At 69.7% G+C, this 23404-nt stretch carries 17 protein-coding genes and 1 riboswitch; of the genes, 7 read left to right on the top strand and 10 right to left on the bottom strand.

Going from position 1 to position 23404, the window contains the following annotated elements; genetic code table 11:
• Window positions 1–37: 37 nt before the first annotated feature.
• From ACFY2X_RS22660 to dacB, 3 genes are all read right to left on the bottom strand, one after another.
• Window positions 38–1315, bottom strand: a complete 1278-nt coding sequence (locus ACFY2X_RS22660) for a CAP domain-containing protein (RefSeq protein WP_389940706.1) — start codon at window positions 1313–1315, stop codon at window positions 38–40.
• Between the two features lie 380 nt (window positions 1316–1695).
• Window positions 1696–2730: a CAP domain-containing protein gene (locus ACFY2X_RS22655; protein WP_389940704.1), complete on the bottom strand. Its 1035-nt coding sequence runs from the start codon at window positions 2728–2730 to the stop codon at window positions 1696–1698.
• Window positions 2731–2922: 192 nt separating this feature from the next.
• Complete coding sequence (gene dacB / locus ACFY2X_RS22650; protein WP_389940702.1) at window positions 2923–4464, bottom strand: D-alanyl-D-alanine carboxypeptidase/D-alanyl-D-alanine-endopeptidase; 1542 nt, start codon at window positions 4462–4464, stop codon at window positions 2923–2925.
• A 120-nt stretch (window positions 4465–4584) separates the two neighbouring features.
• Between dacB and ACFY2X_RS22645 the strand changes: the two genes are divergently transcribed.
• Window positions 4585–5928: an MFS transporter gene (locus ACFY2X_RS22645; protein WP_389940700.1), complete on the top strand. Its 1344-nt coding sequence runs from the start codon at window positions 4585–4587 to the stop codon at window positions 5926–5928.
• Here ACFY2X_RS22645 and ACFY2X_RS22640 read toward each other — a convergent pair.
• Window positions 5909–6454, bottom strand: coding sequence for an FHA domain-containing protein (locus ACFY2X_RS22640; protein WP_389940698.1), 546 nt, complete (start codon window positions 6452–6454; stop codon window positions 5909–5911). The genes ACFY2X_RS22645 and ACFY2X_RS22640 overlap by 20 nt on opposite strands.
• Before the next feature lie 97 nt (window positions 6455–6551).
• On the opposite strand from ACFY2X_RS22640, the gene ACFY2X_RS22635 reads away from it, so the two are divergent.
• The 3 genes from ACFY2X_RS22635 to ACFY2X_RS22625 all read left to right on the top strand — a co-directional run bounded on the left by ACFY2X_RS22635 (window position 6552) and on the right by ACFY2X_RS22625 (window position 10442).
• Window positions 6552–7079, top strand: coding sequence for a PadR family transcriptional regulator (locus tag ACFY2X_RS22635; protein WP_389940696.1), 528 nt, complete (start codon window positions 6552–6554; stop codon window positions 7077–7079).
• Window positions 7076–7783 (top strand): ABC transporter ATP-binding protein, encoded by a 708-nt coding sequence (locus tag ACFY2X_RS22630; RefSeq protein ID WP_389940694.1) that lies wholly within the window; start codon window positions 7076–7078, stop codon window positions 7781–7783. Before ACFY2X_RS22635 ends, ACFY2X_RS22630 begins: the two co-directional genes overlap by 4 nt.
• A gap of 61 nt (window positions 7784–7844) precedes the next feature.
• Window positions 7845–10442 (top strand): FtsX-like permease family protein, encoded by a 2598-nt coding sequence (locus ACFY2X_RS22625; RefSeq protein WP_389940692.1) that lies wholly within the window; start codon window positions 7845–7847, stop codon window positions 10440–10442.
• A gap of 148 nt (window positions 10443–10590) precedes the next feature.
• Here the strand turns inward: ACFY2X_RS22625 and ACFY2X_RS22620 are convergent, their stop codons facing one another.
• Complete coding sequence (locus ACFY2X_RS22620; protein WP_389940691.1) at window positions 10591–11493, bottom strand: hypothetical protein; 903 nt, start codon at window positions 11491–11493, stop codon at window positions 10591–10593.
• A gap of 214 nt (window positions 11494–11707) precedes the next feature.
• Between ACFY2X_RS22620 and serA the strand changes: the two genes are divergently transcribed.
• Together serA and ACFY2X_RS22610 are read left to right on the top strand one after the other, a co-directional pair.
• Window positions 11708–13297 (top strand): phosphoglycerate dehydrogenase, encoded by a 1590-nt coding sequence (gene serA, locus ACFY2X_RS22615; protein ID WP_389940689.1) that lies wholly within the window; start codon window positions 11708–11710, stop codon window positions 13295–13297.
• 990 nt (window positions 13298–14287) lie between these two features.
• Window positions 14288–17158, top strand: coding sequence for a discoidin domain-containing protein (locus ACFY2X_RS22610; RefSeq protein ID WP_389940687.1), 2871 nt, complete (start codon window positions 14288–14290; stop codon window positions 17156–17158).
• Here the strand turns inward: ACFY2X_RS22610 and ACFY2X_RS22605 are convergent.
• From ACFY2X_RS22605 to ACFY2X_RS22590, 4 genes are read right to left on the bottom strand one after another with little or no spacing between them, the layout of a single operon-like run.
• Window positions 17146–18030 (bottom strand): ROK family protein, encoded by an 885-nt coding sequence (locus tag ACFY2X_RS22605; protein WP_389940685.1) that lies wholly within the window; start codon window positions 18028–18030, stop codon window positions 17146–17148. The two genes, ACFY2X_RS22610 and ACFY2X_RS22605, sit on opposite strands and share 13 nt — an antisense overlap.
• Window positions 18027–19193: a sugar ABC transporter permease gene (locus tag ACFY2X_RS22600; protein ID WP_389940683.1), complete on the bottom strand. Its 1167-nt coding sequence runs from the start codon at window positions 19191–19193 to the stop codon at window positions 18027–18029. Before ACFY2X_RS22600 ends, ACFY2X_RS22605 begins: the two co-directional genes overlap by 4 nt.
• Window positions 19190–19930 carry an ATP-binding cassette domain-containing protein gene (locus tag ACFY2X_RS22595; protein WP_389940681.1) on the bottom strand — a complete coding sequence of 247 codons (741 nt, stop codon included), beginning with the start codon at window positions 19928–19930 and terminating at the stop codon, window positions 19190–19192. Before ACFY2X_RS22595 ends, ACFY2X_RS22600 begins: the two co-directional genes overlap by 4 nt.
• On the bottom strand, window positions 19931–21010 hold the full coding sequence (locus ACFY2X_RS22590; protein ID WP_389940679.1) for a sugar ABC transporter substrate-binding protein: 1080 nt from the start codon (window positions 21008–21010) through the stop codon (window positions 19931–19933).
• A 109-nt stretch (window positions 21011–21119) separates the two neighbouring features.
• Between ACFY2X_RS22590 and ACFY2X_RS22585 the strand changes: the two genes are divergently transcribed.
• The gene (locus tag ACFY2X_RS22585) at window positions 21120–22292 is read left to right on the top strand and encodes an ROK family protein (RefSeq protein WP_389940677.1); all 1173 of its coding nucleotides are present in this window, start codon (window positions 21120–21122) and stop codon (window positions 22290–22292) included.
• 169 nt (window positions 22293–22461) lie between these two features.
• Here the strand turns inward: ACFY2X_RS22585 and ACFY2X_RS22580 are convergent, their stop codons facing one another.
• Complete coding sequence (locus ACFY2X_RS22580; protein WP_389940675.1) at window positions 22462–23142, bottom strand: C40 family peptidase; 681 nt, start codon at window positions 23140–23142, stop codon at window positions 22462–22464.
• A riboswitch (cyclic di-AMP (ydaO/yuaA leader) is annotated at window positions 23130–23357 on the bottom strand. (Overlaps the previous gene by 13 nt.)
• Window positions 23358–23404 lie beyond the last annotated feature (47 nt).

Raw genomic sequence — 23404 nt, 5'->3', positions numbered from 1 at the left:
GCGAGGTTCTCGTCGCGGGGGCGTCGCCGTTATCTGATCAGTGCTTGGCGAAGTCCTGGGTCCAATAGGGACCCCGGCTGCTGGGCGCCACGCCCACCCCGATGTGGGTGTAGGCGCAGTTCATGATGTTGGCCCGGTGGCCCGAGCTGTTCATCCACCCCTTGAGCACCTCGGCAGGGGTCCGGTAACCGTAGGCGATGTTCTCCGCCCAGGCCGACATCGGGCTGAATCCGGAGGCCTTGATGCGGTCGGTCATGGTCCGGCCGTCCTGCGAGGTGTGGCTGAAGTAGTTCTTGGCCGCCATGTCGGCCGAGTGACCCTGGGCGGCCGATTGCAGCTGCGGGTCACTCTTGAGCGGACCGCAGCCACCCTTCTGCCGCTCGATGTTGGTCAGCCGCACCACTTCTTCCTGGTCCGACGAGCCCTGGCCGGACGTCGGGGTCGCCGTCGGCTTGGAGGTGGGGCTCGCGGTGGGGGTGGCGGTGGGGCTCGCCGTGGGCGTGGGCGAAGTCCTGGGTCCCTTGGCGAAGTCCTGGGTCCAGTAGGGACCCCGGCCGCTTGTGGCCATGCCTGCGCCGATGTGGGTGTAGGCGCAGTTCATGATGTTGGCCCGGTGCCCTGAGCTGTTCATCCACCCCTTGACCACCTCGGCAGGGGTCCGCTGGCCCATGGCGATGTTCTCCGCCCAGGCCGACATCGGGCCGAACCCGGTGGCCTTGATGCGGTCGGTCATGGTCCGGCCGTCCTGGGAGGTGTGGTTGAAGTAGTTCTTGGACGCCATGTCGGCCGAGTGGCCCTGGGCGGCCTTGTGCAGCTTCGAGTCATGGATGAGGGGGGCGCAGCCGCCCTTCTGCCGCTCGATGTTGGTCAGCCGTACGACCTCTTCCTCCTCCGGCGAGCCCGGCCGGGAGTCCGAGGGGGCGGTCGGGGACGCCGTGGGGGTGGGGGAACACGTCAGCCGGGCCGCTTCGGACTTGGCGACGTGGCCCCGGTAGTCGGTGACCAGGGTGTAGTAGACGCCGGGGGAGCACGACGCGGTCATCGTGATCCGTACCTTGTCGCCTCTCGTGGAAGCACTCTTGAGGATCCGGTCGGGACCGGCCTGGGCGCGGTTGAGACGCATGCGGACCAGCGTGGTGTCGTCGCAGTCGAGCCGCTCGGCGGACACCTGGATCTTCCCGTCGGGGGTGACATATGGCGTGGCCGCTTCCACGCGGCACGTGTTCAGCGAACCGGTCGCCGCGTAGGCGGTGGCCGGGATGCTCAGTGCTGCCAGACTCCCGAGGCACGCGAGTGCCCCTAGTGGTCGGCGCATGTTGGTTCCTCCAGAGGGTTCGACGCTGGATCGGTCGGTATTCTGTCGGTAAAGTCTCAGTCTTGTCACGAAAAATTAGGTAAAATCCTGTGAAGCAGGTAAACCACTGTGACTTCTGGGGCGTCTGGATCTTTCCGCTCACCCTCTGGCAAAACCCCCTCACGCGGCCCGGGGAAGCCGGCCGGGAGCTCGGCGGCCCAGTGCTGGGCGGGCTTCGGCCGGGAGCATCCGAGAACCGCATATCCGCTGGTCCGGGTAGGGGGGCGGGTCTTCCTCGGGACCGGCAGGAGGGCGGATCCCCCATATGAGCCGACGCCCCCGCGACGATCATCCGTCGCGGGGGCGTCGTGCCTCTCCGCCACCTCCGGCGGGGGCTCGGTCTACTTGGCGGCGAAGTTCTGGGTCCAGTAGATCTGGCCCTTGGAGTTCTTGGCCGCGCCGACGCCGATGAGGTTGTACTTGCAGTTCATGATGTTGGCCCGGTGGCCCGAGCTGTTCATCCAGGCGCTGACCACGTCGGCCGGGGTCCGCTGGCCCATGGCGATGTTCTCCGCCCAGCCCGACCCGCCGGTGAAGCCGGCCTGCCGGATGCGGTCCATGAAGCTACGGCCGTCCTTCGAGGTGTGACTGAAGTAGTTCTGGGCCGCCATGTCGGCGGAGTGGCCGTAGGCGGCCTTGCGAAGCTGCGGGTCGTGCTTGAGCGGCTGGCAGCCGCCCTTCGCCCGCTCGACGTTGGTCAGCCGTACGACCTCGTTCTCCTCGGCCGTTCCCACCGTGCCGGCCGGCGGGGTCGCCGTGGGTGTGGCGGTGGGGGTCGGCTTGGGAGGCTTGGTGGGGGTCGCCGTCGGCTTCGGGGGCGTCGTGGTGGGCTTGGCCGTCGCCGTGCTCGTCGGGGTGGGCTTGGCCGTCGGGGTGGAGCTGGTCGTCGGAGTGGGCTTGACTGTCGCGGTGGGCTTGACTGTCGCGGTGGGCTTGGGCGTCGCGGTGGGAGTCCCCGGGTCCACGGGGGTCGTCGTGTCCACGGGAGGCGGCGTGTCCGTGGGGGAACAGGACAGCCGCGACGTCTTGGACTGGCTGACGTTGCCCCGACGGTCGGTGACCACCGTGTAGTAGACGCCGGGGGAGCACTGCAGAGTGACGATGATCCGCCCGTTGCCCGTTCGCCTGGACACGCTCTTGACGACCTGGTCGGGGCCGGGTGTGACGCGCTTGAGCCGGATGCGGATCAGCGAGGCGCGAGCGCAGCCGAGCCGCCTGGCGGACGCCAGGATATTTCCGGCGGGAGTGACGTACGGCCTGGCCGCTTGCACACGGCAGGTGGCCTGCGGGGCCGCCGCGGCCTGGGCCGTGGCGATCGGCATGGCGAGGGTCGCCAGGCTGCCGAGGCACGCGAGTGCCCCCAGTGCTCTGCGCATGTTGGTTCTCCAGGGGGGTTAAGGTCTGGTTTCCGCCCATATTTTGGTGGTGATCTATCCCCCTGTCACCAAGTTGTGGCAGAAAAATTTTGATGTCAGGTAAACCTGTGTGCCTCCTGAGACGTCTGGGACCGTTCCCATCTGCCGACTTCCCCGCCGTCTGACGGGGAAGTTGACAGAAAGTTCAATGGCTCAGCATTGGACGGGCTTCAGCCAGGAGCATTCGAGCTCCGGGCCGTCCTGGGGCGCCTGGCGGAGCTGGGTGACCCCGTCGACCGGGGTGTCGCGCCGGAACTGGGCGAGGCGGATGGCGATCTTGTCTTCGATGTCCTTGGGGGAGCCGGACAGATACTGGTTGAGCATGACGGAGAAGACCAGGGGCTCGTTGTCCGCGCTGGTCACGTAGCCGGACAGGGACGTGACGCCGGTCAGCGAGCCGGTCTTGGCGTGGACGTTTCCGGCGGCGGGCGTGCCGCGCATGCGGCTGCGCAGCGTGCCGCCGACCATCCGGTCCGGCTGCCCCGCGATCGGCAGCGAGCCGTACCAGGTGGAGAACCAGGGCTTGGAGCGCAGCGCGATCAGCAGGTTCGTGATGCCGCCCGGCGTCAGGCCGTCCATCCGGGACAGGCCGGAGCCGTCACGCAAGCGCAGCGTCGGCATGCCGTTGGCCCGGGCGAACGAGGTGATGGCGGCGAGCCCGGCGCTCCAGGTTCCGGCTCCGGAGACCTTGCGCCCGATCGACTTGGTCAGGATCTCGGCGTGCATGTTGTTGCTGAGCTTCATGAACGGGACGAGCAGTTCGCTCAGCGGCATCGACTGGCGAGAGGCCACGGTGGCGGCCTCCTCCGGGGTCGCCTCGCGGACGGTGGGCCCGAGCACCCGCACGCCGTGCTTGGCCAGCGCCTTGCGGAAGAGCGAGGCGACGTATCCGGTCGGATCGTGGACGGCGACCCACTCGTCGTAGCCGTCCGCGACGGTTCCGGTGATCACCACGGTGTTGGTGCCGTGCTGGCGCTCGACCAGCACGTCGGTCTCGGTTCCGGTCGTCGCGTGATTGACGATCTTCAGGTAGTCGGTCTCGGGCGTGGTCGACACCTTGGCGGGCTTGCCGGCGGCGTCGCCGGGGGCGACCGAGACGATGACGGAGCCGGCGTCGTAGTCGGTGTCGGGTGAGGCGGTCAGCGCGGAGATCTGCGCCGCGTAGTAGTACGGCTCGTCGTCCCAGGCCCAGTCGGTGCCGAGCCGTACCGAGTCGAACCAGGTGTCGTCGGCGACCAACTTGCCCGTGACGACCTTGATCCCCGCCTCGGCCACGCGGGCGGCCAGCGCGTCGTAGTCGGCCGCGAGGAGGGTCGGGTCGCCGGTGCCCTTGAGGTAGAGGTTTCCGGCGAGGGCCGAGCCCGCCCGGCGGCCGGTCGACAGCACGCTCGTGGTGAAGCGGAAGTCCGGGCCGAGGGTGTCGATCGCGGCGGCCGAGGTCACCAGCTTGGTGTTGGAGGCGGGGGTGAGGATCTTGCCTGAGTCCAGGGTGTAGAGCTCCTCGCCCGAGGTGGCGCTCCTGACCACCACTCCCGCCCGCGCCGGGGTCAGCCGCGCGTCACCGAGGATCTGGTCGATGTCCTTGACCAGGTCGGTGACGCCGGGGGCGGGCTCGATCGCGCGTGCCGGGGCCGAGGCCCAGGTGAGGCTGGCGAGCAGGAGGACAGAGATCGCGGTTCTTCGTGAGGGCCGCACGGCTTCTCCTGTGGTAGGGGTTTGCGGAGATCATGAGTAATCGCGACCCGGGCAACAATACGGAAATCTTCGTATTTTTCGGGCCTGTTGAGCGGTCGCTTGCTGCGCTTGAATGTGGCCATGGTCACACCGGCGCCCACTCCCGTCGTCGTCACCGTGCCGCGCGGCGTGCGCGTCGGCTACGGGGTCGGCTCAGTCTGCACCGCGACGTTCTCCACGGTCCCTGGATTGCTGCTGTTGTTCTACATGACCAACGTGCTGGCGATCTCTGCCTGGATCGCCGGAGCCGTGGTCTTCCTCCCCAAGCTGTGGGACATGTTCATCAACCCCTGGGTGGGCCAGCGTTCCGACCGCACGGTCTCCAGGTTCGGGGCGCGCCGGCCGTGGATGCTCCTCGGCGCGCTGACCCTCCCCGTGACGTTCGCGCTGACGTTCGCCGGTCCGCCGCTTACCGGCGCTCCCGCCGCGCTGTACGTCGCCCTCTGCTACTTCCTCACCGCGACGGCCTTCGCCTTCTACGAGGTGCCCTACAAGGCGATGCCCGCCGAGATGACCGACGACTACCACGAGCGCTCCTCGCTGCTGCAATGGAGGATGGTCTTCCTCGGCCTGGCGATCCTGCTGTCCGGGGCCGTGGCGCCGGTGATCGCCGGCACCGACGCCGCCGGCTACCGGCGGATGGGGCTGGTCATCGGCGCGGTGCTGCTGGTCGCGATGCTCGCGTCCTTTCTCGGTACGGCGCGTGCCCCGATGGTCGCCAGGACCGAGGCCGAGCCGTCGATCCGGGCGCAGTTCGCCGCGGCCCGCTCCAGCAGGCCCTTCCTGACGCTGCTCGGCCTGAGCTGCGCTCAGATGTTCGCCGCGGGGACCATGCTGGCGGGCGCGCCGTACTTCGCCACCTACGTCCTGGGCGATCCCGGGGCCACCACCACGCTCTTCCTGGGCATCGTCGGGCCGCTGCTGGTCACGATGCCCGGCTGGGTCTGGCTGTCCAGGCGTTACGAGAAGCGGGGGGCCATGGTCGTCGCGTCGTCGCTGTTCGCGGCGGGCGCGATCGGGATGGTCTTCTCCGGGGACCTCGGGATGCTCTATGCCCACGCGTGCGTGGTGGTCGTCGGCATCGGCTACGCGGGGCTCCAGCTCCTGCAGTTCTCGATGCTGTCGGACGTGATCGCCCATGACGCGATGGTCACCGGCAAGCGCCGCGCCGGGGTGTTCACCGGGCTCTGGACGGCCTGCGAGACCGTGGTCTTCGCGCTCGGCGCGCTCGTGCTCAGCTGGCTGCTGGGCATCACCGGGTTCGTGGAGTCCGATCCCAGAATGCCGGTGGCGCAGCCGGAGTCGGCGATCGCGGCCGCGCTGTACGGCGGGACGCTGCTGCCGGCGCTCCTCGCCGGGATCAGCATCCTGCTGACGACGCGCTACGCCCTGACCGCCGAGAAGCTCAGATCAGCTGAGGCGTGATCACCAGGAACATGCAGTCTCCGAAGGAGAGGACGTCGCCCGGACGGACCTTCGCCGGTCCGACCAGGCGCCAGTCGTTCAGCCGGGTGCCGTTGAGCGAGCCGAGGTCGACGACGATCCAGCCGTCCTCGTCGCGGCGGAGCTCGGCGTGCACCCGGGAGACGGTCAGGTCGGCCAGGACCAGGTCGCAGGCCGAGCCGCGACCCACCACGTAGCGGGTGCGGCTGTCGCCGGGCAAGGCGAGCCGGGGCAGCCGGGGGCGTCGCCAGGCGGACTCCACGCGCTTGGTGAAGTCGGAGGCCGAGGAGACGATCTCGGTGATCATGCGGCGGAACCGGCCGCGCGGCGGCAGGTCGGCGACGAGATTGTCCAGCTCACCCTGGCTGCGCGCGCGTAACGCCATGTCGACGCGGCCCAGGAACGTCTCGTGGGAAAGTCGGCCTTCCACAGCGCGGTCGCGGAGCTCGTTGATCGCGCGGTCGCGGTCCCCATCGGACGCGCGGGACGGGGGAGGCGGCGAGCTCATCCCCTGAGTATCAGCCCCAGGAGCGGACCCTGTCCAGAATATGCGGATCTCTTGCCCGGCTTGCCGTGACCATACTGAGTATGCATACTCAGTATTCATGGCGATCAGACAAGGGCTCCTCGCTCTGCTGAGTCAGGGGCCCCGCTACGGCTACCAGTTGCGGACCGAGTTCGAGGCGTCCACAGGGGCGACCTGGCCGCTCAACATCGGCCAGGTCTATACGACGCTCTCCCGCTTGGAACGCGACGGCCTGGTGGCTCCGGGCGAGCAGGATGACCAGGGCCGGGTCGTCTACACGATCACCGAGGCCGGTCGGGACGAGATGGAGCGATGGTTCAGCACCCCCGTCGCCCAGGCCGACCGGCCCCGGGACGAACTGGTCATCAAGCTCGCGATGGCGGTCGCCGCGTCCGCGGACGTGCGGCCGATCATCCAGGCCCAGCGTGGCGCGACCATGCGCACGCTTCAGCAGCTCACCCGCGCCAAGCGCACGAGCACCGAAGGCCCCGCGCAGCGCCTGGTGCTCGACTCGATGATCTTCCAGGCCGAAGCCGAGCAGCGCTGGCTCGACCACTGCGAGGCCGTGCTCGCGGCCTCCCCCCAGACGCAGGAGAGACAATCATGAGTTTCGATCCGGTCGTACGGCTCGCGGACGCGAGCCGCGTGCACGGTGACGGACCGCAGGCCGTACCAGCGCTTCGCGGGGTGAGCCTGGACGTCGCCGCCGGAGAGCTGGTCGCGGTGATGGGGCCGTCCGGGTCAGGCAAGTCCACCTTGTTGAACCTCGCCGGCGGCCTCGACCGGGCCACCTCGGGTGACGTGATCGTCGAGGGCACGCCGCTGTCGAGCCTGTCGGCCAAGGAGCTGGCCGGGCTCCGCCGCCGCCATGTCGGCTACGTCTTCCAGGACCTGAACCTGATCCCGTCGCTCACCGCGCTGGAGAACGTGACGCTCCCGCGCGAGCTCGACGGCGTCAGGTTCAAGGACGCCCGCCGCGAGGCGATGGAGGTCCTCACCGAGGTCGGCCTGGAGGAGATCGCCGACCGCTTCTCCGACGAGATCTCCGGCGGCCAGCGCCAGCGGGTCGCGATCGCCCGCGCCCTGGCCGGGGAGCGGCGGCTGATCCTGGCCGACGAGCCCACCGGCGCGCTCGACACCCCGACCGGCGATGAGATCCTCCAGCTCCTGCGCACCCGCTGCGACGCGGGAGCGGCGGTTCTCCTCGTCACCCATGAGCCCCGCTACGCGGCCTGGGCCGACCGGGTGGTCTTCCTGCGCGACGGTGAGATCACCGACTCCACCTCCGCCGCCCTGGAGAGTGCCCGATGAGCGAGCGGATGTACGGCGGGAGCGCCTCGGCGGGCTCCGGTGCCCGGAAAGAGGGGATCGCGTGAGCGCCGTTCTGGCCGCGCTGCGGATCTCCCGCAGGAACGCCTGGCGGGCCAAGGGCCGCAGCGCCCTGATCATCGCAATGGTGGGCCTGCCCGTGCTGCTGATCACGGCACTGCTCACGACCATGGCCACCGTGGACGTCTCTTCGAAGGAGAGCCTCGTCGCCGACCTCGGTACGGCCGACGCCCTCGTGCGCCATGCCGGCCGGCAGCCGGTTGACCAGGAGGACTACGCCGCTATCGGCTTCTCCTTCACAAGGGAAGGGGAAAAGGACGCGCGTCCGTGGACGACCCGGGAGGTCGCCTCCGCGTTCCCGGCCGGCAGTCGCGCGCTGCAGGTCGACTCCACCTACGAGTTCTACGGCTCCGAGCGCTACGGCTATCCCGGGAGGGGCATCGCCATCGAGGTGGTGGAGACGGACCTGCGCGATCCGCTCACCCACGGCATGTTCCGGATGATCGAGGGACGTCCCCCCGCGAGGCCGGATGAGGTGGCGGTGTCGCGACTCCTGATCGAGCGGGGCGCGAAGATCGGCGCGACCATCAAGGTGACCAGGAAGAACGTGGTCAAGAAGGTCGTCGGCGTGGCCGAGCAGGCCTCATGGAAGCGGGATGAGCTCATCGTGGCCCTCCCCGGCAGCGATCTGATGACGGAGAAGCCCGAACGGAACTGGCTGATCGACACTCCTTCTTCGGTGACCTGGGCCGACGTCAAGAAGCTGAACGATCTCGGACTGGCCGTGGCGTCGCGGGCCGTCGTCGAGGAGGCGCCGTACGACGTCGATGAGCCGAGCTCCTGGAACATGTCTGGTCCCGACGATGGTTCCCGGCCGGTCATGCTCGCGATGATCACCTCGATGATCGTTCTTGAGGTGGTGCTGCTGGCCGGGCCCGCCTTCGCGGTGGGGCTGCGGCGCCGCCGTACCGAGCTGGGGCTGGTGGCCGCGCAGGGCGGAGGCGCCCGTCACCTGCGGATGATCGTCCTGATGGACGGGGTGGTGCTCGGCGCGCTCAGCGCCTTTCTGGGCGCGGCGCTCGGGATTCAGTTCGCCCGGGTCGTCCCGTTCTTGGTGGAGTTGTTCCTCGACGAGAGGCTGGGCGGCAGGCCGTTCGAGATCCCCTGGGCGCAGGTCGCCGCCGTCGCGGTGCTGGGGGCGGTGAGCTCGGTGATCGCCGCGGTGGTGCCGGCCGCGCAGGCTGCCAGGATGAGTGTCTCCGCCGTCCTCGGCGGGCGTGCCGAGGCGCCACGCCCCCGGCGCGGCTGGCCGGTCGTCGGCGCGGTCCTGGTCGTGGCGGGTGTGGCTCTCACGATCGCGGGCGTGTGGCTGGACACCCTGGTCATCACCGGCGGCACGCTGCTCACCCAGCTCGGCTTCGTCGCGCTCATGCCCCTGCTGGTCGGGCTGTTCGGCAGGCTCTCCACCAGGCTGCCGCTCCCGCTCCGCCTGGCCTCGCGTGATGCCGCCCGGCACCGTGGCCGCACCGCTCCCGCCGTCGCCGCCGTGATGGGCGGGGTGGCGGTGGCCGTGGCGCTGGCCGTCCCCATGAACAGCGCCTTTGCCCAGGAGAGGGCGGACTACCAACCTCGGGAGGCGGCCGGGGCGTTGGCGGTCATCGTCAGGGATCTGGCCCCCGACGAGTGGCGATCCGTCCATGAGATCCTGCGGCAGGAACTGCCCGGCGTGGCCCCGGTCGAGATGCGGGGTCGCGACGACAGCTCCGACACTTTCCTGCGGCTGGTGATGGAGGGGTGCGGTGACCCATGTGTCATCACCCCGGAGGACTTTCCGGTCGGTGACGAGCGGGTCCTGAGATATGTGCTAGGGCGTGAGGATCCGGCCGCCGAAGCCGCCCTGCGGGCCGGGAAGATGGTGCTCCTCGACCCCGGCGCGATCACCGGCGGTCAGGCCACGATAGAGCTCATCACCCAAAAGGGGGAAACCGAGTCCAAGCGAACGGTCGAGGTGCCCGCGGTGGCGGCGAAGCCCGCCGTGCTCCGGTCGGTTCGGGCAGTCCTGCCACCGGGCCTCCTTGAGAGGCTTGGAGAGAAGACCACGCTCGGGAAGCTCCTCATCGACCCTCGCGAGCACCGGGTCACCGACGTGGAGGAGGAGCGGATCAAAGCTCGGCTGCCGGAGGTGACCTATCATGCCGCCACCTATCTCGAACGCGGTTTCACCGGCGGCTACGACTACGCCCTGCTGGCCGTGCTGGGCGGCGCGGCCGCGCTGCTGGTCCTCGCCGCGGCGTTCACCGCCACCGGCCTGGCCGCCGCGGACGCCCGTGCCGACCTCGCGACGCTGTCGGCGATCGGGGCTCCGGTCCGGATCCGGCGGTTGTTCGTGGCCGGTCAGGCGTGGTTCATCACCGCCTCCGGCGCGGTGCTCGGCGTCCTCTCGGGGGCTGTTCCCGGCCTGGTCTCAGCCTGGCCTGCAAGGGGACTACGCGGTGTGAGCAGGCTGGTGGAGGACAACACCGTTCTCGACGTCCCCTGGTCGCTGCTCGCGGTCCTGCTGTTCGGCCTGCCCGTGCTGGCCGCGCTCGTGGCGGCGATGTTCACCCGGACGAAGGTGTCACTGGTCCGCCGGGCCGGGTAGTGCTCGCGGCCGGGCGGCCACGAGCGCGATCGGCGTCACGGAAAGAATGATCACGACAGGAACGGCGGCCCGCCCGAGCGGGCCGCCGTTCCGGCGTCAGCCGTCTCCGCGCCCTTCGGGCCGGGCGCGCCCGGCCAGAGGTGTTCCGTCAGTCGGTGACGTTGGCGCAGACCACGTGGGCGCCGATCTCGATCATCCGCTGCTCGCTGCGCGCGTCGGCGACTCTGGCCATGAGGATCGGCGCCTCGCTCGCCGCGAGCTGGGGCAGCCGGGCTCGCACCCCGCGATGGATGTCCCTGACCACGTCCTCGGCCGCCGACATGTGCACCTTGACGTGCAGCATGATCCCGGGAGCGCCGGAGGAGGTCCGGGCCTCGGAGATCCACACGTGGTGGACGAGGGGATAGTCGGCGAGCAGATACGAGATCGCGGCGCGCAGGGCGGGCAGGATCGGGTGGTCGCAGCGCCGGTAGCCGGGGTCCACCATCTGCATCGGCCCGGACAGGTGGGGCCGGGGCGCGGGGACCCACGGGCGGGCGGGCGCCGTCGGCACGGGGGTGCTCTGCGCGCGCGCCACTGGGGAATCGGCCCTCTGCGGGCGCGCCACGGGTGGGGCGGGAGGGGGTGCGGGGCGCGAGACCGTGGCCATCGCGCCGGTCGCGTACGCCGTCGGGATCGCACTCGACAGCGCCGGAGTGGGCCCGGTGCGGGTCGAGAGCAGGTAGCGCTGGAGGTCCTCGATGGGCACGGCGGCCGTCACCGGCCCCGCGGCGTCGATCACGATTTCCCGCACACCGGTGACGCGCTGGATGTCGAGGATGGTGTCGGCGTCGCAGGCCGACAGCGAATGGCTGCCACGGTGCAGTGCGTAGGTGCTCGACGAGGTGTAGCCGAGCAAGACACGATCACCGGCCTGCGTCGTGCCGAGCACGACGGAGCGGTCCGGCCGCACGGCAACCAGGAGTCCCCATTCGGCAAGCGCCGACAGCAGGCGGTGCGGGCCGCCGTGCTGCGCGAGCACATCGCCGAGAGCGGGGTTCCCGATGCTCATGTAAGGAACGATAGGTAGGGGACCACGGCTTATGAGGGTAATCGTGAACTTTTAGTGGGATCAATACCAACTTGAATTTTCCGCGCATGGGATGCGTGAAGGTGGGTAACCCGGACGAGTGTCTCGGATTACGGGACAATCGTGAACGCGTTCACAAGCGCCGATAGACTACGTGGGGTCCGTGCAGCCTCTCCGTCCCATAAGGATCCAGCCTGTGAACAAGCCCGTCGTACTGGTCGCAGAGGAACTCTCCGAGGCCGGTCTCGCGGTCCTGGGCGCGGACTTTGACGTCCGCCACACCGACGGCGCCGACCGCGCTCAGTTCCTGCCTGCCCTCGCTGACGTGGACGCGCTCATCGTCCGCAGTGCCACCCAGGTGGACGCCGAGGCGATCGCCGCCGCGCCCAAGCTCCGGGTCGTCGCTCGCGCCGGTGTCGGCCTTGACAACGTGGACGTGGAGGCCGCCACCAAGGCCGGCGTCATGGTGGTCAACGCGCCCACCTCCAACATCACCAGCGCCGCCGAGCACACCGTCGCGCTGATCCTCGCCTCCGCCCGCAACGTCGCCCAGGCGCACACCGCGCTCAAGGGCGGCGAGTGGAAGCGCTCGAAGTACACCGGCGTGGAGCTCGACGAGAAGGTCGTCGCCATCCTCGGCCTCGGCAAGATCGGCCAGCTGGTCGCCCAGCGCCTACAGCCGTTCGGCGTCGAGCTGATCGCCTACGACCCCTACCTCCAGCCGGCCCGCGCCGCCCAGATGGGGGTCCGCCTGGTGTCGCTGGAGGAGGCCCTGCGCGAGGCCGACTTCATCACCGTGCACCTGCCCAAGTCCAAGGAGACCATCGGGCTCATCGGCGACAAGGAACTGCACGAGGTCAAGCCCTCGGTGCGCCTGATCAACGTCGCCCGCGGCGGCATCATCGACGAGAACGCGCTCTACTCGGCGATCAAGGAAGGCCGCGTCGCCGGCGCCGGCATCGACGTGTTCCCCAAGGAGCCGGTGACCGACAGCCCGCTGTTCGAGCTGGACCAGGTCGTCGTCACCCCGCACCTGGGCGCCTCCACCCACGAGGCCCAAGAGAAGGCGGGCACCCAGGTCGCGCGCAGCGTGAAGCTCGCTCTGGCCGGGGAGTTCGTGCCGGACGCGGTCAACGTCCAGGGCGGCGCCGTCGCCGAGGACGTCAAGCCCGGCCTGCCGCTGGCCGAGAAGCTCGGCCGGGTCTTCACCGCCCTCGCCGGAGAGGTGGCCACCAGGCTCGACGTCGAGGTCCGCGGCGAGATCGCCTCCCACGACGTCCGCGTGCTGGAGCTGGCCGCGCTCAAGGGCGTCTTCACCGACGTGGTCGAAGACTCGGTCACCTACGTCAACGCCCCGCTCCTGGCCAAGGACCGCGGCGTGACCGTCGAGCTGGTCACCAGCGCCGAGAGCCCCGACTGGCGCAACGTCGTGACCGTCCGCGGCGTCCTCGCCGACGGCCGTACGGTCTCGGTCTCCGGCACGCTGGCGGGCCCGCGGCAGATCACGAAGATCGTCGAGGTCAACGGCTACCAGATGGAGATCGAGCCGACCGAGCACCTGTCGTTCTTCACCTACACCGACCGTCCCGGCATCGTCGGCGTCGTCGGCCGCATCCTCGGCGACCACGGCATCAACATCGCCTCGATGCAGGTGGCCCGTGACGTGAAGGGCGGCAAGGCCCTCATCGCGCTGACCGTCGACAGCGCCATCCCGGCCGACGTGCTCGACCAGATCGGCACCGAGATCGGCGCCGAGAGCGGCCGCTCGGTCGACCTGGCCGAATAGTCATCCCCGGTACGGCCGCCGCCCCGGATCGCGGGGCGGCGGCCGTACTGCTGTCTCCGCATGTGAGACGGCGCGCGATTGTCTCAGCATGTGAGAAGTCCGTACGGCGGGCGAGACGGCACTCCGTTGACCGGGTAATCTGGCATGAAATGCGCCAGGTTCTCGTACTCATTACCTGCCGCGGCGAGGCCTGACAGGCAGGCCGGCAACTCGCCGCGGTGTGTGGCGTTCGCCGGTTCTGCTCCCCGTCGCCGGTCCGTGACCCGGGCCCGCGACATCAGGCCCGGTCGGTTCCGCGACCGGAGTTCCGACCACCTCACTTGCTCGCATGCGACCGAGACGAGAATCGCCATGTATGACATGTATCCCTGGAATCGTCCTGAAGAGACCGAGAACGAGGCCGCCGACGCGCTCCAGACCGCTCTGGACCGCCGCGACAACGGCGGCGTCCCCACCCGCTGAGCCCTGTCTCACGGATCTCGCCGAAGGGCCATGCCCGGCGGCGTGGCGGCGGACGGTCCTCGCTCGCCGGCCGTACGGGAGGAGTCGCGGTCCGGCCCGGCCGTGACCGCCTGAACGGCGACGGACGACATTCTTGACAACGCCTTGATGACGCACGGCCGGTCGGCCGGGTGGCGGCGATGCCGCCCCCGGCCTTTTGTGATTCTTGAGAATCTCTCGGGTCTCCCCTTGACTTGACGCGTCCAGGAGATCAAAATTCGGGCAATTAGTTAGGAAAGTTACTTAACTACTAACTGAAGCCCGGAGATGTCGATGCTCGGATCTTGGGTGAGAACAGTCCTTGTCGCCGCACTGGTCGTGGTCACAGCCGTGGGAGGGGCATTGACCGCCTTTGCTGCCCCTTCGGTACCGGCGCCCTCACGGTCAACCGCTTCGGGGAGGGCGGATCCGCGGACGGCGGTCTTGGCGCCGGCCGCACTGGGTGGGTACAGGATCCAGTCCTCGTCGAGGACGGCGGACTCCGGCGCGGTGATCTCCACGCCGGGGTACGCCGCCGCCTCGTGGTACCCGGCGGGGCCGCGCTCCACGGTCCTCGCGGCGCTTCTCGCCAACGGCGTGTACCCCGACCCCTTCTACTCCGTCAACATGAAGAACATCCCGGCCGCCGACTTCACCGTGCCCTGGTGGTACCGGTCCGACTTCGTCCTCGGCGACGAGACCGGGCTCAACACCTTCCTCGATGTCACCGGGCTCATCTCGGGCGGGGAGGTCTGGGTGAACGGCACCCGGGTGGCGACAGGCCTGGCCGGCGCCTACCCGCGTCACCAGTTCGACGTGACCTCCCTCGTCCACTCCGGGGTCAACTCGGTGGCCTTCAAGGTCAGCCCGAACGACCCGAACAAGAACCTGACGATCGGCTGGATCGACTGGGTGCAGACACCGCCCGACAAGAACATGGGCATCTTCAGAGACGTGTTCGTACGGCGCAGCGGACCGGTCGCCCTGCGCGACGCCCACGTGGTCACCTCGCTCACAGCCGCGCTGGACCGGGCCGACCTGACGATCAAGGTGGACGCCCGCAACGACTCGCCGTCCCCCGTCACCGCGACCGTCTCGGGCACCGCGGGACCGGTGACCTTCACCCAGGACGTGGCGCTGGCCGCGAACCAGACCAAGACCGTCACCTTCACCCGGTCGATCGACGACCCTCAGGTCTGGTGGCCGTACGGCATGGGCGATCAACCCCTCCACGACCTGGACCTGACCGCGACCGTCGGCGGCACTGTGACCGACACCTCGCACTCCACGTTCGGCATCCGCGACGTCACCTCCTCCCTCGACGGCGGCGGCCACCGGCTGTACAGGATCAACGGTCGTCCGCTGCTGATCCGGGGCGGAGGCTGGTCGCCCGATCTGTTCCTGCGCTACGACCCGGCCTACATCGAGGACAAGCTCCGCTACGTCCGCGATCTCGGCCTCAACACCATCCGGCTGGAAGGTCACCTGGAGCCCGACGGGCTGCTCGACCTCACCGACCGGATGGGCATCCTCGTCATGGCCGGGTGGGAATGCTGCAACAAGTGGGAGGGACACACCAACGGCGGCGAGCCCGGCGTCCCCTGGACCGCGGCCGACTTCCTCGTCGCCAAGGCGTCCATGGCGGCCGAGGCCGCGCGGCTACGTGATCATCCGAGCGTGTTCACCTTCCTGATCGGCAGCGACTTCGCGCCCAACGCCCAGCAGGAGACCGGCTATCTCGACGCGATCAACGCGGCCGACTGGCGGGTCCCGGTCGTCGCGGCGGCCTCGGCCAAGTCATCGCCGCAGCTGGGAAGCTCGGGCATGAAGATGACCGGTCCCTACGACTGGGTGCCGCCGAACTACTGGTACGCCAAGCGGGAGGGCGGTGCCTACGGCTTCAACTCCGAGACCGGTGCCGGGCCCGACGTGCCGACGCTCGACTCGCTGAGGCGGATGCTGTCCGCGACAGAGCTGAACACCCTGTGGCAGAACCTCACCGCCACCCAGTACCACCGCTCATCGTCCAGCACCTTCAACAACCTCAAGATCTTCAACAACGCCATGGTCGGCCGGTACGGCACGCCGACCAGCCTGGACGACTACGTGCGCAAGGCTCAGCTGGCCCAGTACGAGGCGACGCGTGCCCAGTTCGAGGCCTACGGCCGTAATTTCAAGGACGCCTCCAACCCCTCGACCGGCGTCATCTACTGGATGCTCAACAGCGGCTGGAGCTCGCTGCACTGGCAGCTCTTCGACACCTATCTCGACCAGGGCGGCTCCTACTGGGGCACGCGAAAGGCCAACGCGCCCCTTCACGTCCAGTACTCCTACGACGACAGGTCCGTCGTCGTGGTCAACTCCACCCGCGCCGCCGCGCCCGGTCTCACCGTGAAGACCGACGTCTTCAACCTCGACGGAACGAACAAGTACACCAACACCGCCACGGTCACCGTCCCCGCCGACGGAGGCAAGGCCACCGCGGTCTCCATCCCGTCCATCAGCGGCCTGTCGGCGACGTATCTGGTACGGCTGACGCTCAGCGACGGCGGTCGCGAGATCGACCGGAACGTGTACTGGCTGTCCACGGCGCAGGACGTCATCGACTGGGCCAACAACGACTGGTACTACGTCCCCACGACCGCCTACGCCAACCTCAGGGGCCTGTCCGGCATGGCGCAGGCGCCGCTGTCCGTCACCGCGGCCACGCCGTCCGCCGGGACCACCACGGTCACCGTCACCAACACCGGGACCGGCAAGATCCCGGCGTTCTACCTGGACGCGCACATGGTGGACGCGGCGGGCAAACCCGTGCTGCCCGTCCGGTGGTCCGACAACGCGATCAGCCTCTGGCCGGGTGAGTCGAAGACGCTGACGGCCACCTACCGCGCCGCCGACCTGAACGGCTCGGCACCGAGTGTCCGGGTCACCGGTTGGAACACCGCCACCCAGACCGTCCCGGCGGACGGCGGAGGCACCCCGGCCGAGACGCTGCTCTCCCAGGGGCGGCCGGCCACGGCGTCCTCTGTCGAGGGCGGCGCGTACGGCGCGGCCAAGGCGTTCGACGGCGACACCACCTCGACCAGGTGGGCCTCCGCCGAAGGCCACGACCCCGAGTGGCTCCAGGTGGACCTCGGCTCCGTCAGGAGCGTCACCCGCGTGAGGCTCTTCTGGGAAGCCGCCTACGGCAAGGCCTACCAGATCCAGCTCTCCGACGACGGCTCGAACTGGACGAACGCCTACACCACGACGACCGGCGACGGAGGGAGCGACGACCTCACGGGGCTGTCGGGCTCGGGCCGATACGTGCGGATCAGGGGCACGGTCCGCGGCACCGCCTACGGGTACTCGCTCTACGAGACGCAGGTCTACGGGCGATAGGCCCGCCCCTGGGAGCCCGACGCCGTGTAGGCGAGGGCGAGGGCGCCCAGCAGGGGAGCGTCGTGGACGAAGCGGGCGGGACCGATCCCGGGAGGGAACGGGACCGCCCGTGCCACGGCGCTCGCCAGGACGGGCAGGATCCGGTCGGCCTGGCCCATCATCCCGCCGCCGACCACCACGAGCTCGGGGTCGAGGACGACGCACAGGTTGGCCACGGTCATCGCCAGCACGTCCACCGCCTCATCCACGACGTCCCGGACGAGCGGGTCTCCGACCAGGCCGAACAGCTCGGCGGTGGTCACCCGGCGGCCGAGCAGGGCCGAACCCCGCGCGGCCAGGGCGGCGCCGGAGACGCGTTCCTCCATCGGGGCGTGGCCCTCGGTGAAACCCGGCTCGGCCGGGGAACTCAGCAGATAGCCGATCTCCCCGGCCGCACCGTGCGCTCCTGCCACGACCTGGCCGCCGACGACGAGCGCGGCGGCCAGGCCCGTGCCCAGGTTCACGTAGAGCCCGGTGGAGACCCCGCGCAGCGCTCCCCACCGGAGCTCGGCCGCCGCCGCGGCGTTGACGTCGTTGTCGATCACGACCGGGACGGAGCCGAACTCCTCCCGGAGCAGCCGGGGCAGCTCCAGCCCTTCCCAGCCGGGCACGTTCGGCGCGAGCCGTACCCGGCCGTCCCTGATCACCCCGCAGGTCGAGACCCCCACCGCGGCGGGGGAGCCGACGAGATCCCTGGCCGCGGCCAGGGCCCTTGGCAGGATTTCGTCGCCGGTCTTCAGCCGGAGACTCTCCGCCGGAGAGGGCCCGTCCGCGTCCGAGACGCCGATGGCGACCTTGGTGCCGCCGAAGTCGATGCCGAGAACGCGGCTCACCGGGCGTTGCCCTTGCGGGCGAGGGAGTCGATGGCCACGGCCAGCGCGAGGACGGCCGCGGTGACCATGAAGCGGACCGAGGAGTCCACGTTGAGCAGCAGCATCCCGTTGGTGATCGACTGGATGACCAGGATGCCCAGCAGCGCGGCGTAGGTACGGCCCCGCCCGCCGAACAGCGAGGTGCCGCCGATCACGGCGGCCGCGATGGCCATGAGCAGGATGTCGCTGCCGCCGGAGTTCTGGTTCACGGCGGCCAGGCGACCGGCCGCCAGGATCCCGCCGAAGGCCGCCAGGGTGGAGGACAGGACGAAGGCCAGCACCCGGATCCTCGTCACGTTGATGCCCGCCCGGCGGGCCGCCTCGGCGTTGCCGCCCACGGCGTACATCCAGCGGCCGAACGCGGTGTGCCGCAGAACCAGGTCCAGGCCGATCACCAGTGCCCCGAAGATGACCAGCAGCAGCGGCACCCCTCGATCGGCCGACAGGACCGTCACCGCCCCCGCCAGGAGGACGGCCAGCCCCCCGATCCGCAGTGCGATCCAGTGGGAGGGCGTGACCGGCAGCCCGGCGGCCTCTCGCAGCCGCCGGGTGATCACACCGGCCGCCGCGTAGGCGCCGACGAGGCCGGCGACCAGCGTCCAGGCCAGCCACGGCGGCAGCCAGGTGTCGCTGAGCCCGGCCACGAAGCCGTCGAAGGGCAGGTTGATCGTCCCGCCCCGGCCGAGGAGGTAGAGGAGCAGCCCCTGCCAGCCGATCAGCCCGGCCAGCGTCACCACGAACGAGGGCATGCGCAGCCGCGTGTGCATCAGGCCGTGGAGCAGCCCGATGGCCGCCCCGGCCGCCATCGCGACCACGATCGCCGGCAGCGGGCTCCAGCCCTGCCGTACCGAGAGGATCGTCATCACCACCGCGCACAGCCCGCTGACCGAGCCCGCCGACAGGTCGATCTCGCCGAGCAGGAGCACCATGATGATGCCGAGCGAGATCGTCCCGGTGGCGGCCATCTGCAGGGCCAGGTTGGTCAGGTTCTCAGGGGACAGGAAGTGCTCGTTCAGCGACCCGAACACGGCCGCGATGGCGACCAGCCCGCCGACCACCGGCCACGCGCCCAGGTCTCCCTGTCGCAGCCGCTCCAGCTTGTACGGCATGCCGACGACGGTCATGCGTCCTCCACCCTTCCCTGCGAAACCGCCCCGGTGATCGCGGCCACGATGGCCTCCTGCGAGGTGCCGGCCGTGACGAACTCGCCCGCGTTGCGCCCGAGGCGCAGCACCACCACGCGGTCGCTGACGGCCCGCACGTCGGCGAGGTTGTGCGAGATGACCAGCACCGCCAGCCCCCGGTCGCGCAGCCGCCGGATCAGGCTGAGGACCTGGGCGGTCTGCTCCACGCCGAGGGCGGCGGTGGGCTCGTCGAGGATGACCACACGAGGCTCGCCGACGAGTGCCCGGGCGATGGCCACCGACTGGCGCTGGCCGCCGGACAGGGAGGCGACCGGTACCCGGATGTCACGGATCCGCACGTCGAGCTGGTCCAGAAGGTCTCGGGCGGCGCGTTCCATCGCGATGTGGCGGAGCACCGACCAGCGCCGGCGCTCGGTGCCGAGGAAGAGGTTGGCGACCACGTCGAGATTCTCGCAGAGGGCCAGATCCTGGTAGACGGTCGAGATGCCCAGGGCCTGGGCGTCGTGCGGGGTGGTGATCCTGGCGGGACTGCCGTCCACGGTGATGGCCCCGTCGTCCGGGACGACGACCCCGGAGACGGTTTTGACCAGCGTGGACTTGCCCGCCCCGTTGTCGCCCATCAGCGCGACCACCTCGCCCGCACGCAGCTCCAGGCTCGCCCCGTCGAGCGCCTGGACCGCGCCGTAGCGCTTGGAGATGCCGGTAGCCGAGATCATTTACTGGATGCCCGCCTTCGCGCAGGCGCCCTTGACTTCCGCGGTGCAGATGTCCGCGGCCTTGTAGAAGCCGTCCTTCACGACGGTGTCCTTGACCTTGTCCGCGGTGACGGCGATCGGGTCGAGAAGGAAGGCCGGGACGTCGGCGGTGCCGTTGTTCACCGTGGTGGGCGCGGCGGGCTTCTCACCCTTGACCGCCGCCACGGCCAGCTCCGCGGACTTCTCCGCCTCTGCCCTGATGTCCAGGTAGATGGTCATGTACTGCTCGCCGGTGAGGATCCGCTGGACGGCGGCGAGCTCGGCGTCCTGCCCGGTGATCGGCGGAAGCTGCTTGTATCCGGCCCGCTTCATCGCGGCGATCGCGCCGCCCGCCATGCCGTCGTTGGCCGACAGTACGCCGACGATGTTGTCCCGGCCGAGCGCGGTGATCGCCTGCTCCATCTCCTGCTGGGCCTTGTCCGGGCTCCAGTCGGGGGTGTCGAACTCCCGGCCCACCTGGACCTTGCCGTCCAGGATGTTGTGCGCGCCCTTCTTGTAGTCGGCAGAGCTGGGGTCGGTGGTGGAGCCGTGGATCATCACGACCTTGCCCTTGGCCGCCGTGCCCCTGGCGGTGAGCGCGTCGAGCAGCGCCTGGCCCTGCATCTCGCCGACCCGCACATTGTTGAACGAGACGAAGTAGTCGTAGCCGATGCCGGAGATCAGCCGGTCGTAGGCGATCACCGGGATCTTCTTCTGCTTGGCCTGGTTGACCAGAGGGGCCACCGCCCCGGCGTCCACCGCGTCGAGCACCAGCACGTCCGCCCCCTGGGTCAGCGCGGCCTCCACCTGTTGCTGCTGCTTGGCCGCGTCCTGGTCGGCGTTGCTGTAGAGGACCTTGCACCCGGCGCAGAGCTGCTTGACCTTGGCCTCGAAGAGCGGCCGGTCGAACGCCTCGTAGCGGGTGGTCTTGGATTCTGGAAGGAAGAGCGCGATTATCGGCGTCTCTTGGCTCTTCTCGGTCTTGGTAGTAGTGGTTCCACTGCCGCAGGCGGTCGCCGTGAGCGCCGCCGCGAGGGGAACGACCAGCCATCCTCGGTGCATCGCACATCGTCCTTTCGTGCTGCCCCGGAACATGATTGGTAAGAAAGGTATTTTACCATTAAGGGCGTTGGCTAGCCTTTCCCCGGGATCACATGGGAGGGAGAGCGAAGTGCGAAGTCAGCTCGGCAATCCACGGCTGTTGCGGGTGATGAACGAGCGACGTCTTCTCGAGCAACTCCTCGAACACGGCCCGGCCTCGCGGGCCGATCTGGCGAAGGTCACCGGCCTGTCCAAGCCGACCGTCTCGGCCGCGCTGGCCGGCCTTGAGGAGGACGGGCTGGTCCACCTGGTCGGTGAGGTGTCCGGCCGGCCCGGTCCGGTGACCTCGCTCTACGACATGAACGCCGGTGCCGTGCATGTCGCGGGCGTCGACATCGGCCGCGACTGGATCCGGGTCGCGGTGGCCGACCTCCGGGGCCGCTTCGTGGGCCGCCGCGACGACCGCAACGACGCCCGGAGCGAGGACGACCTGGTCGCGAGGGTCCGGGGCCTGGTCAGGGCGGCGGTGACCGAGGCCGACCTCGAATGGTCCTCCATCGCCTACATGGTGGTCGGCGGCCCCGGCGTCTACGATCCCGAGGCCGGGCGGCTGGACCTCACCGCGAACCTGCCCGGCTGGGGCGGCCCCGGCCTGCTGGACCGGCTGCGCGTCGCGCTGGGCATCGACCTGGCGATCGAGAACGACATCAACCTGGCCGCCCTGGGCGAGCACTCCTACGGCGAGGGCAAGGGAAAGTCCCACTTCGCGCTGGTGTCCATCGGCACCGGCGTCGGCATGGGCATCGTCATCAACGGCGAGCTCTACTCGGGGGCGCGCGGCGCCGCGGGAGAGGTCTCCTACCTGCCCGCGGCCGAGGAACTCGCCCCTGACCAGGAGGCGCTGGAACACGGGCTCACCGAGACCATGGTCGGCGCCCCCGGCGTGGTCCGGGAGGCTTGGGCCGCCGGGCTGCGGATGGGGACCGCCAAGGAGGTCTTCGGCGCCGCGGCGGCCGGGGACCCGGTGGCGCTGGCCGTCGTCGAGGCCGAGGGCCGCAGGATCGGCGGGCTGATCGTCGCGGTGGCCGCGGTCCTGGACCCGGAGGCGATCGTGCTCACCGGCGGTGTCGGCCGCAACCTCGACCTGCTCGGCGACTCCATCGCCGGCAGGGTCGCCGAGCTCGGGCCGCTGCGCCCCACCGTGGTGGCGAGTTCTCTGGGCGACAGCGGGGTTCTGCTGGGCGCCGTGGCTCGGGCGCTGAGCCACGCCTGGGACGTCATCTTCGCCACCCGCCGGGCCTGAAGGACGACGGGCTCGGAAGGCCGCCGGCTTGGAGGGCCGCCGGCTTGGAGGGTCGCGGCTCTGGAGGAGCGCCGGTTCGGAGGAGTCGCGGGTTTGAAAGGTCACGGATTCGGAGGACCTTGGGTGCCATGGGCAGGCCTGCCCATGGCACCTAGGGAGCCGCGACAGGTCAGGGGGTGTCCTTCGGATCTTCCTGCTTGTCCTGGACGACCTCGGTGGTCGTCGTGGGGAGGGATTCGGCCGCGCGCTTGAGCTGCTCGGAGAGCTTGACGCCCTCGCGGTCGGGACGGACGGCGCCGACGAACGTCTGGCGGCGCCAGTCGTTGAGCTTCTCTTCCTTGACCACGTCGCCGCTCTGGGGGGCGTGGACCATGTAGCCGGGCCTGGTGATCATGCCGACATGGCCGAGACCGTGGAAGAAGACCAGGTCACCGGGCTTGAGGTTCTTCCAGGGAACCTTCTTGGAAAACGCTCCGTACTGGTCGGCGGCGACGCGGGGCAGCTTGATCCCGGCGGCGCCGTAGGCGCGGAGCATCAGCCCGGAGCAGTCGAAACCACCGTTGCCGGTGCCGCCCCAGACGTACGGGGTGCCGCGCTTGGACATGGCCCACTTCACGGCCTTCTGCCAGGCCGGCATGGGGGTGGCGGCGGTGAGCGCTTCTTTGAGCTTGGGCTTGTCGAGCGTCACCGGAACGGGGGCGGGGATGGGGGTGGCGGTCAGGGCGGGCGAGGTGACCGGGGCGGGGGAGGCGGCCAGGGCGACGGCCGGAGTCGAGAACACTGCGGTGCCTGCGGCGAGCAGGGACAGGGCACGGGGGTAGAACTTGCCGGACAGGGTGATTCCTTCCATAAGGCCGGCCGGGTGAGCTGTCGGGCTCGGGCGTGGAGGTCGCCCTACGGCGCGCGAGTGCGCCGATTCGCCCCAAGGAATCCGGTGGGGAAGGCAGCCGGGACCCGCTCCGGGGGTGGAGCGAAGGTCCGAGCGCCTCGCGGATCCCGAAAGGTGGTTCCCCGGCTCCGCGCAGGCCGAAAGGGGTGGCCGCACGGATTAGGCGTCGATGCGAATGGTGAGGACCATAACGAAACTTAATGAACGGGTCAATAGCTCACAA

This window comes from Streptosporangium sp. NPDC000396, from assembly GCF_042898655.1.
Classification (GTDB): Bacteria; Actinomycetota; Actinomycetes; order Streptosporangiales; family Streptosporangiaceae; genus Streptosporangium.
This window is presented reverse-complemented; position numbering and strand designations above follow the sequence as displayed.

What these genes read in the sequence shown, in the direction of transcription:
- ACFY2X_RS22660 (WP_389940706.1), bottom strand. Translation starts at nt 1,315, where the DNA reads ATGCGCCGACCACTAGGGGCACTCGCGTGCCTCGGGAGTCTGGCAGCA.
- ACFY2X_RS22655 (WP_389940704.1), bottom strand. Translation starts at nt 2,730, where the DNA reads ATGCGCAGAGCACTGGGGGCACTCGCGTGCCTCGGCAGCCTGGCGACC.
- ACFY2X_RS22645 (WP_389940700.1), top strand. Translation starts at nt 4,585, where the DNA reads ATGGTCACACCGGCGCCCACTCCCGTCGTCGTCACCGTGCCGCGCGGC.
- ACFY2X_RS22640 (WP_389940698.1), bottom strand. Translation starts at nt 6,454, where the DNA reads ATGAGCTCGCCGCCTCCCCCGTCCCGCGCGTCCGATGGGGACCGCGAC.
- ACFY2X_RS22635 (WP_389940696.1), top strand. Translation starts at nt 6,552, where the DNA reads ATGGCGATCAGACAAGGGCTCCTCGCTCTGCTGAGTCAGGGGCCCCGC.
- ACFY2X_RS22630 (WP_389940694.1), top strand. Translation starts at nt 7,076, where the DNA reads ATGAGTTTCGATCCGGTCGTACGGCTCGCGGACGCGAGCCGCGTGCAC.
- ACFY2X_RS22620 (WP_389940691.1), bottom strand. Translation starts at nt 11,493, where the DNA reads ATGAGCATCGGGAACCCCGCTCTCGGCGATGTGCTCGCGCAGCACGGC.
- ACFY2X_RS22600 (WP_389940683.1), bottom strand. Translation starts at nt 19,193, where the DNA reads ATGACCGTCGTCGGCATGCCGTACAAGCTGGAGCGGCTGCGACAGGGA.
- ACFY2X_RS22595 (WP_389940681.1), bottom strand. Translation starts at nt 19,930, where the DNA reads ATGATCTCGGCTACCGGCATCTCCAAGCGCTACGGCGCGGTCCAGGCG.
- ACFY2X_RS22590 (WP_389940679.1), bottom strand. Translation starts at nt 21,010, where the DNA reads ATGCACCGAGGATGGCTGGTCGTTCCCCTCGCGGCGGCGCTCACGGCG.
- ACFY2X_RS22580 (WP_389940675.1), bottom strand. Translation starts at nt 23,142, where the DNA reads ATGGAAGGAATCACCCTGTCCGGCAAGTTCTACCCCCGTGCCCTGTCC.